Source organism: Alysiella sp., assembly GCF_030525755.1.
GTDB lineage: Bacteria > Pseudomonadota > Gammaproteobacteria > Burkholderiales > Neisseriaceae > Simonsiella.
Genome location: NZ_JAUNEC010000061.1, coordinates 1 through 8,435, shown reverse-complemented (window position 1 = coordinate 8,435; position 8,435 = coordinate 1). Strand labels below are relative to the sequence as shown.

8 protein-coding genes are annotated in these 8,435 nt (G+C 46.1%); 1 reads left to right on the top strand and 7 read right to left on the bottom strand.

From position 1 onward, the window contains the following. Positions 1 to 219 precede the first annotated feature (219 nt). Positions 220 to 3,003: an isoleucine--tRNA ligase gene (ileS, locus tag Q4B82_RS08795; protein ID WP_303066084.1), complete on the bottom strand. Its 2,784-nt coding sequence runs from the start codon at positions 3,001 to 3,003 to the stop codon at positions 220 to 222. 309 nt (positions 3,004 to 3,312) lie between these two features. Here ileS and Q4B82_RS08790 point away from each other — a divergent pair, with 309 nt between their 5' ends. Continuing rightward, on the top strand, positions 3,313 to 3,759 hold the full coding sequence (locus Q4B82_RS08790) for an MliC family protein (RefSeq protein ID WP_303066083.1): 447 nt from the start codon (positions 3,313 to 3,315) through the stop codon (positions 3,757 to 3,759). A 61-nt stretch (positions 3,760 to 3,820) separates the two neighbouring features. Here Q4B82_RS08790 and Q4B82_RS08785 read toward each other — a convergent pair whose 3' ends face one another. The 6 genes from Q4B82_RS08785 to metF form a co-directional block, all read right to left on the bottom strand. Further along, complete coding sequence (locus Q4B82_RS08785; RefSeq protein WP_303066082.1) at positions 3,821 to 4,054, bottom strand: hypothetical protein; 234 nt, start codon at positions 4,052 to 4,054, stop codon at positions 3,821 to 3,823. Positions 4,055 to 4,216: 162 nt separating this feature from the next. Beyond that, the gene (locus Q4B82_RS08780; RefSeq protein WP_303066081.1) at positions 4,217 to 4,663 is read right to left on the bottom strand and encodes a hypothetical protein; all 447 of its coding nucleotides are present in this window, start codon (positions 4,661 to 4,663) and stop codon (positions 4,217 to 4,219) included. Positions 4,664 to 4,824: 161 nt separating this feature from the next. Beyond that, positions 4,825 to 5,622 (bottom strand): phosphatidate cytidylyltransferase, encoded by a 798-nt coding sequence (locus Q4B82_RS08775; protein ID WP_303066080.1) that lies wholly within the window; start codon positions 5,620 to 5,622, stop codon positions 4,825 to 4,827. A 93-nt stretch (positions 5,623 to 5,715) separates the two neighbouring features. After that, positions 5,716 to 6,471, bottom strand: a complete 756-nt coding sequence (locus Q4B82_RS08770; RefSeq protein ID WP_303066079.1) for an isoprenyl transferase — start codon at positions 6,469 to 6,471, stop codon at positions 5,716 to 5,718. A gap of 95 nt (positions 6,472 to 6,566) precedes the next feature. Then, positions 6,567 to 7,124: a ribosome recycling factor gene (gene frr / locus Q4B82_RS08765; protein ID WP_303066078.1), complete on the bottom strand. Its 558-nt coding sequence runs from the start codon at positions 7,122 to 7,124 to the stop codon at positions 6,567 to 6,569. 201 nt (positions 7,125 to 7,325) lie between these two features. Further along, entirely contained in the window at positions 7,326 to 8,165 is an 840-nt protein-coding gene (metF, locus tag Q4B82_RS08760; RefSeq protein ID WP_303066077.1) for a methylenetetrahydrofolate reductase [NAD(P)H], read from the bottom strand. Positions 8,166 to 8,435 lie beyond the last annotated feature (270 nt).

The following is an 8,435-nucleotide window of genomic DNA, read 5'->3' as shown; positions in this document are numbered from 1 at the left end:
ACAAAATCTTTGGGCTGCCTGAAAACCCGTCCCCTCCCCCGTCTGGCGGGGGAGGATTAGGGTGGGGGTGGCTCGTTGGGTCTCTAACCCCAGCTTCCTTGCATAGGGGGAGGGAGTGGGTTTGTGGCAACATCAAAATTTGTCGTGTATTAAAAGGCTGCCTGAAAACGCATCAAACACGTTTCAGGCAGCCTGAATTTCATTTCAACAACAAATCAATCACGCATAATCGCGTTGTTCGCCTTGTCCTTCAATGTTGTCCACGCAACGGGCGCAAACGGTTTCGTGCCCTGCCACCGTGCCTACGCTGTCGGTGTAGTGCCAGCAGCGTTCGCATTTGGGCGATTCGGTCGCTTTCACTTGGGCAGACAATTCATCGCCCAAACGCAATTCAATTTGCGACACCAGCATCACAAATTTCAGCTCATCGCCCAAAGTTGCCAGCACCGAATGCACGTTTTCGGGCGCGGTCAAGACCACTTCGGCTTGCAACGATGAACCCACCGATTTGTCCACGCGCAATGGCTCAATGGCGGCATTGACCACCGTACGCGCTTCGCGGATTGCCGTCCATTTTTGCAGCAAAGCCGTTTCGCTGGCGGCTGGCATGGTGGGGAAGTCGTGCAGGGTGTGGTACAACACGCTGTCTTCTTCGCCGCCACCGATGATGTCCCACGCCTCTTCTGCCGTGAAACACAGCACGGGCGACATCAACAACACAAAACTGCGTGTGATGTGATACAGCGCGGTTTGGGCTGAACGGCGGGCGTGTCCGTCTGTTTTCGTGGTGTAGAGGCGGTCTTTCAAAATGTCCAAATAGAACGCGCCCAAATCTTCGGAACAAAATTGCACCAAATCTTGCACGGCAAAGTGGAAAGCATAGCGCGGATAGTAGTCGCCAGCCACGCGCTCTTGCAGTTGTCGCGCCAGCAACACGGCATAGCGGTCAATTTCCACCATGTCGGCAAACGGCACGGCGTGTTCTATGGGGCTGAAATCTTTCAAATTGGCAAACAGGAAACTCAATGTGTTGCGAATGCGGCGGTAGCGTTCGGCAACGCGTTTCAAAATTTCTTTGGAAATGGACAATTCGCCTGAATAATCGGTGCCTGCCGTCCACAAACGCAAAATGTCTGCGCCAAATTCGTTCAACACTTCTTGTGGCGCAACCACATTGCCCATGGATTTGGACATTTTGTAGCCTTTTTCGTCCACCACAAAGCCGTGTGTGAGCAGTTGTTTGTAGGGCGCACGTCCCACTGTTGCACAGCCTGTGAGCATGGACGATTGAAACCAGCCGCGATGTTGGTCGCTGCCTTCCAGATACAAATCGGCTGGATAGGCGAGTTCGGGGCGTTGTTTGACAACGGAATAGTGGGTGCTGCCTGAATCAAACCACACGTCCATGGTGTCGTTCAATTTTTCGTAGGTGGCGCAATCTTCGGGCGACAAGATTTCGGCTTTGTCCAATTCAAACCATGCGTTGATGCCGCCTTTTTCAATTTTTTGGGCGATGGTTTCCAAATATTCGGCTGAATTGGGGTGCAATTCGCCTGTTTCTTTGTGCACAAAGAAGGTCATGGGCGTACCCCAAAAACGTTGGCGCGATACCACCCAGTCGGGGCGACCTTCAATCATGGCTTGCAGGCGGGCGCGTCCCCACGCGGGGAAAAATTCGGTGTCATCTACGGCTTTGAGCGCGTGATTGCGCAATGTGTTGCCTGATGTGCCTGCTTTGTCCATGCCGATGAACCATTGGGCGGTGGCGCGGTAAATCAGGGGGGTTTTGTGTCGCCAGCAATGGGCGTAGCTGTGTTCTATTTTTTTGTTTGCCAGTAAAACTTGGTTTTCAGCCAGCCAATCAATGATGATGGCATTGGCTTCCCACACGGTTTTGCCTGCCACGCGCGGCACTTCGGAGATGTAGCGTCCTTCGCCATTAACGGGGTTGTACAGCTCTATGCCGTAAAGTTTGCAAACGTGGTAGTCTTCCAAACCGTGTGCTGGCGCGGTGTGTACCAAGCCTGTACCTGCTTCGGTGGTAACATGGTCGCCCAATAAAATGGGAATGTCGCGTTCTAAAAATGGGTGTTGGAGCAACAGGTTTTCCAATTTCGCGCCTGTGGTTTCGGCTTTCAGGCTGCCTGAAACGCCATATCGCGCCAAAGCCTGCTCTGCCAAATCTTTTGCCAAAACGATGTGTTTGTCGCCCAAATCGTGCAGTTGATACACGATTTCTGTGCCTGCGGAAACGGCTTGGCTGGCAGGTAAAGTCCAAGGGGTGGTCGTCCAAATCACGGCAAAGCATTTGCCCAAATCGCTTTCAGGCAGCCCAAAGGCTTTTGCCAACGCGCTGGGGTTTTGAAATGGGTATGCCACATCAATGGCGTGGGAAACTTTGTCTTTGTATTCCACTTCGGCTTCTGCCAAAGATGAGCCGCAATCCAAGCAAAATTGCACGGGTTTTGCGCCGCGATACAAATAACCTGCTTTGTAAATTTCGCCCAAAGTGCGGACGGTATCGGCTTCGGTTTGGTAATCCATGGTGCGATAGGGGTTGTCCCAATCGCCCATCACGCCCAAGCGGATAAAGTCTTTTTTCTGACGTGCGATTTGTTCGCTGGCGTATTCGCGGCACAATTCGCGAAAACGCGATGGCGGCATGTCTTTGCCGTGCAATTTTTCCACCATCACTTCAATGGGCAAACCGTGGCAATCCCAACCAGGGACGTAGGGCGCGTCAAAGCCAGCCAGCGTTTTGCTGCGCACAATCACGTCTTTCAAAATTTTGTTTACGGCGTGTCCGATGTGAATGTCGCCATTGGCATAGGGGGGACCATCGTGCAAAATGAATTTGGGGCGACCTTGGGCAATTTGGCGCAATTTTTGGTAGCGTTTTTCGTCTTGCCATTGTTTGACCCAAGCGGGTTCGCGCTTGGCTAAATTGCCGCGCATGGGAAAGGGCGATTCAAATAGGTTTACGGTTTGGGAATAGTCGGTCATGGTTTCTGCTCATAATCATAAAATGTTAAGAAATGGGGTTTCAGGCAGCTTTTTTGCGTTTAAAATCGCTTATTTTGTTAAAAAAGACGGTTTCAGGCAGCCTGAAAAATCCAAATGGGTTTAAACAAAAAGTATTTCATTTTATAAGGCTTTGGCATTTATGAAAAGCCAAAAGGCAAGAAAGCAAATCGTGTAAATTCGCGTTAAAATCGTTGTGGTTTACTTCTTTTCGGCATTTAATCTAATGCCACAACTTGCTGTGCAGGTTGTTTTGTTCAAACACCCTTTCGGAAATAGATAGGATAAACCATGAATAAAAAATTGATTGCCTCATTGTCTTTGGCTGTACTATTAGCTGCTTGTGCTGGCAACAAGTCTGCTACACAATCCGTACATAGACACGAACATGCACATCATCATGGTCATGCACACCATCATCATGACCATAAACATCATCACGGTCATGACCACGCCTACAACCATGCTGCCCCAGACAGCCAATCTTTTGAATGTGCCAATGGTGCAACTGTGCAAGTACACAACGCAGGTAAAGACAAAATTCACATTACTGTAGACACAATTGGCAAAACTGTTGTATTAAGCCAAGCCAGCTCGGGTTCTGGCGAGCGTTACACCAGTCAAAAAGGTTTTTACAATAACGCAACCGAGTGGCATCAAAAAGGCAACAAAATGGGTCATTTGACGTTTACCGACCCATATAACAATCGAGTTTCTACCGCTTGCGACAGCAAGTAATGCCATCTCATTCTATGGCTGCCTGAAAATCTCACATGGTTTTCAGGCAGCTTTGTGTTTGTTATTTGAATTTCAGAAGGTTTGATACATGCGCCATAATAAAGCCAAAATGGTAAACAACAACAATAAGCGTGCCAACAGCCGTATTGATGCATGAATTTGCTTGTGCTGGTGGCGCAATCGTTTCCTGATGAACCCAACCAAGAACAATAAACCCAATAAAGCAAGAACATAATGATAAAACATAAACGTTTACCCTATTCACAGAAGCTGTATCATGGAGTAAAAAAGTCATAAAAGGGTGGCAAGCCTCAGACAGTACAAATAGTACGACAAGGCGAACCAACACCGTAATACCTTTTTCAATTCTACGACTATATTTGCATTTTGCACAAATCAGCCCAATACAACATACAAAAGGCCACCTGAAAACGTTCAGGCAGCCCGTTTACTTTCATTAACGGTTTAATTGGGCGGTTTTTTCTTTGTCCAATTTGCATTTTTCGGCAATCACGGTTTGCACACCACCTTCTTCTTCGGAATAAGACAATTTTCCACCATCAACTTTATCCACATCATCTGCTGTTGCAGGTAAAGTTGTCCACATGGTTGGCAACGATTTTTCGTCTTTTCCAGCAAAACGATTTAACAAAGTATCGGGTACGCGCCACATACCTGGTGATATGAAATTGCCGATTTTGACTTGTGATACAACGACTTCACCCTCTTTCATGCCATACATCACTTCCAAATCCAATTTGCGTTTACCATCGGTATCGCTGCTGCAACTGTATGCCACTTTTTTGGTGCTGTCCAAGTCATTGACCACTACCTTATCTGTTTGCTCTGCCCAAGCAGGTGCAACCGAGAGTGCCAACAACAATGCAGTTGAAATTGCTTTCATGATTTTTCCTTTTTCAAGTTGTCAAAACGCATTAAGCTGGGGATTTAATGCCAAGTGTGCAGCATTGTCAAATATTTTGGTGCATTGACCAATTGATTTTGCATTTACACAGTTTTTCTTCACACAATTTGAATGTTCTGCGTTTCAGGCTGCCTGAAAAATCAGGCATACAATGCTTGTACCGCAGCATAAACGCTTAATACTGCAATCAAGCTGTCCACACGGTCAAATACGCCACCGTGTCCTGGCAACAAATTGCTGCTGTCTTTGATGTTGGCAGCACGTTTGAGCCAACTTTCCAATAAGTCGCCGCCAATGCTGACAAAAGTCAAAACGGTCGCAGCAGCAATGATGCCCAACCATGAACCACCCAACGCCAACCAGCCTGCATGACAAGCAAAGACAACATAAAGCCACACTGCAATCAACCCACCGACAGCCCCTTCCCAGCTTTTTTTCGGACTTAACACGGGCGCAAGTTGAGTTTTGCCAAAAGCACGCCCCACAAAATAGGCTGCCGAATCTGCCAACCAGACCAATACCATTAACGCCAATAAATGTCCTGCATCATCACTATCAGGACGCAAACGCAATAGCGCAAACCAAAACGGCAACATCAACAACCAACCACAAATATAAGTCTTTGTACCTGCGCGAATTTTCCATTTTTTATACAACCAGATGGGCATCAACAGCAACCAAAATGCCAGTACCAGCAACCAAATGAATGCGGGTAACTGCCAATCACCAGCATATGCCGTCAACATGAAAAATGCCGTACCACCCAAATAAGCATTTTGTTGTTCAGACGATAAACCTGCCATGCGCCCATATTCCCACAGAGCCAATAATGCAATCAGCCCACCAAACGCCGCCCATAGCAGGCTGCCTGAACCAAACAGCATCAGCAACATCAAAGGCAATAAGATAAGTGCAGTTACAATTCGTTGTTTTAACATTTAGTCTTTCCTAAGTTGTGGGTGTGTTGTTTCCAGACAGCCTTACAATACACGATAAAAATATTCAGCAGCCTGAAAACCTTTTTAAGTTTTTTATTCTGAACGTTGCTGTTCAGGTGGCAACTGCTCCGAAGTACGACCAAAACGGCGTTCTCGCTGGGTAAAAGACGCAAAGGCTTTGTGAATTTCATCATCTTTAAAGTCAGGCCACAACACATCAGTAAAATAAAATTCTGCATATGCCATTTGCCACAACATAAAATTGCTGATGCGCGTTTCACCACCTGTGCGGATAAACAAATCAGGTTCGGGCGCATCGGGCAACATCAATTTACCTGCCAAATCACTTTCTGTGATTTCAGTTTTGCCTTCTTTCAACAAAGCATTGGCTGCCTGAAGAATGTCCCATCTGCCACCATAATCTGCCGCAATCGTCAGCGTTAAACCTGTATTATTGGCAGTTAAATGCTCTGCTTGTTCAATGCCTTCTTTAATTTCACTTGCAAAACGGCTGCGGTCGCCAATTACTTTTAAACGCAAGCCGTTTTCGTGCATTTTTGCCACTTTCTTTTGTAAAGCATGCAAAAACAAACCCATTAAAAACGACACTTCATCAGCAGGTCTGCGCCAATTTTCTGTTGAAAATGCAAACACCGTTAAATATTGCACACCTGCTTGTGTACACACGCGACACATGTTTTCCAATGCATCTAAACCTTGTTTGTGTCCCATCACGCGTGGCAAAAAACGTTTTTTCGCCCAACGACCGTTACCATCCATAATCACAGCAACATGACGCGGAACAGTGGTATGTGCCAAAATGGTTTGGGTACTGCTGATTCGGCTCATGAGCAAGTCTCCTGAAAAGCCTGTTTTTTTTTTGCATTGTTACATAAAAATTCAGGCGTGCTGCGTTTCAGGCAGCACGCCTTGATTATGGCAGATTAAATTGCCATCAAATCTTCTTCTTTGGCAGACAAGATTTTTTCAATTTCAGCAATGAATTTGTCGGTCAATTTCTGCACCGCTTCTTCGCCACGGCGGGCTTCGTCTTCTGATACTTCTTTGTCTTTCAACAATTTTTTGATGTGCTCATTGGCATCGCGGCGCACATTGCGGATTGAAACACGACCGTCTTCCGCTTCACCTCGCACCACTTTAATTAAATCTTTTCGGCGTTCTTCAGTGAGCATGGGCATGGGTACGCGAATCAAATCGCCCACCGATGAGGGGTTTAAACCCAAATTGGAATCGCGAATGGCTTTTTCAATTTTGCTTGCCATATTGCTTTCAAAGGGTTTCACGCCAATGGTGCGCGCGTCCAACAGGGTAACGCTGGCGGCTTGGCTCACAGGCACCATATTGCCCCAGTATTCCACTTCCACTTGGTCAAGCAAACCTGTGTGGGCGCGACCTGTACGCACTTTGGCAAGATTATCTTGCAATACTTCCAAAGAACGTTTCATTTTATTTTCAGCAGATTGGGTAATGTCATTTATCATGATTTTTCTTTCACAAAAGTTTTCAGGCAACCTGAAAATATTGGGTTATAAGGAAAACAGCATATGGTAACGCGGCTCTTAATTTCGGGCAAGTTTTGCCTGTTTAGGCTGCCTGAAAACACGTTCACAAACCTCACATTTTGGTTTCAGGTAGCATAAAATGTCACAGAGAAGTGCTGGCACCCACTCTCCACAAGCCATTTAATAACCCAACCGCTGACAAATGGTAGACACCAAACCCGCTTGATTGAGCGTGTAAAAATGCAGGCTAGGCGCACCTTCACGCAATAAACGTTCACACATTTCGGTTACCACATCCAAAGCCAAAGCCTTAATGGAAGCCGTATCATCAGCGTAAGATTGCAATTTCAAGCGCAACCAACGTGGAATTTCTGCACCACAAGCATCTGAAAATCTGGCTAATTTTGAAAAACTGGCAATCGGCATGATGCCTGGCACGATGGGAATATCCACACCTCGCCCGCGCACATCATCAACAAAACGAAAATAAGCATCAGGATTGAAAAAATATTGCGTAATGGCAGAGTCCGCCCCCGCCTTGACTTTACGAACAAAATGATTCAAATCATCTTCCGCACTGCGTGCTTGGGGGTGGTATTCAGGATAAGCGGCAACTTCAATGTGAAAATGGTCGCCAAATTCAGTCTTAATCAGCTCAACCAATTCATTGGCATAGCGCAAACCCTCATTGCCCAAACCAATGCCCGATGGAATGTCGCCACGCAAGGCAACCAAATGGCGTATGCCCATTTCCCGATATTCTTGTAACAATGCTTTGATTTCATAGACATTCATGCCAATACAAGGAATATGTGGTGCAGCAGCAATACCTTCAGACATGATGTCGCGCACAGCCTGCATGGTGCCTTCACGCGTGCTACCACCCGCGCCCGATGTACAAGAAAAAAAGTCGGGATTGTATTGGCGCAACTGTTTGCGCGTGATGACTTGTTTGGCACGGCCTTCTGGTGTTCGCGTTGGGAAAAATTCAAAACTTAATTTTTTTTGTGCTGTGGTCATGATAATTGGGCTTGTTAAATATGATAAAAAAGAAATAACTTGATTTTATATATTGAATTAAAACACATTTAATAACATTTGATGCTGAAATATCTTTTCATACGAATGAATTTTTTTCATAATTTTCCGTTTTAGATTAAAGGCATTTATTTTTTACTTACTGGTTCAAGAGAAACAAACTTGACGATTTTTTGATTTAATGTATAATTCATTTCTTCATTCCCTGATAGCTCAGTCGGTAGAGCGACGGACTGTTAATCCGCAGGTCCC

Bases quoted from the DNA above. Each gene is read 5' to 3' on its own strand.
- ileS (WP_303066084.1), bottom strand. From the start codon at position 3,003: ATGACCGACTATTCCCAAACCGTAAACCTATTTGAATCGCCCTTTCCC.
- Q4B82_RS08790 (WP_303066083.1), top strand. From the start codon at position 3,313: ATGAATAAAAAATTGATTGCCTCATTGTCTTTGGCTGTACTATTAGCT.
- Q4B82_RS08785 (WP_303066082.1), bottom strand. From the start codon at position 4,054: ATGACTTTTTTACTCCATGATACAGCTTCTGTGAATAGGGTAAACGTT.
- Q4B82_RS08780 (WP_303066081.1), bottom strand. From the start codon at position 4,663: ATGAAAGCAATTTCAACTGCATTGTTGTTGGCACTCTCGGTTGCACCT.
- Q4B82_RS08775 (WP_303066080.1), bottom strand. From the start codon at position 5,622: ATGTTAAAACAACGAATTGTAACTGCACTTATCTTATTGCCTTTGATG.
- frr (WP_303066078.1), bottom strand. From the start codon at position 7,124: ATGATAAATGACATTACCCAATCTGCTGAAAATAAAATGAAACGTTCT.
- metF (WP_303066077.1), bottom strand. From the start codon at position 8,165: ATGACCACAGCACAAAAAAAATTAAGTTTTGAATTTTTCCCAACGCGA.
- Q4B82_RS08770 (WP_303066079.1), bottom strand. From the start codon at position 6,471: ATGAGCCGAATCAGCAGTACCCAAACCATTTTGGCACATACCACTGTT.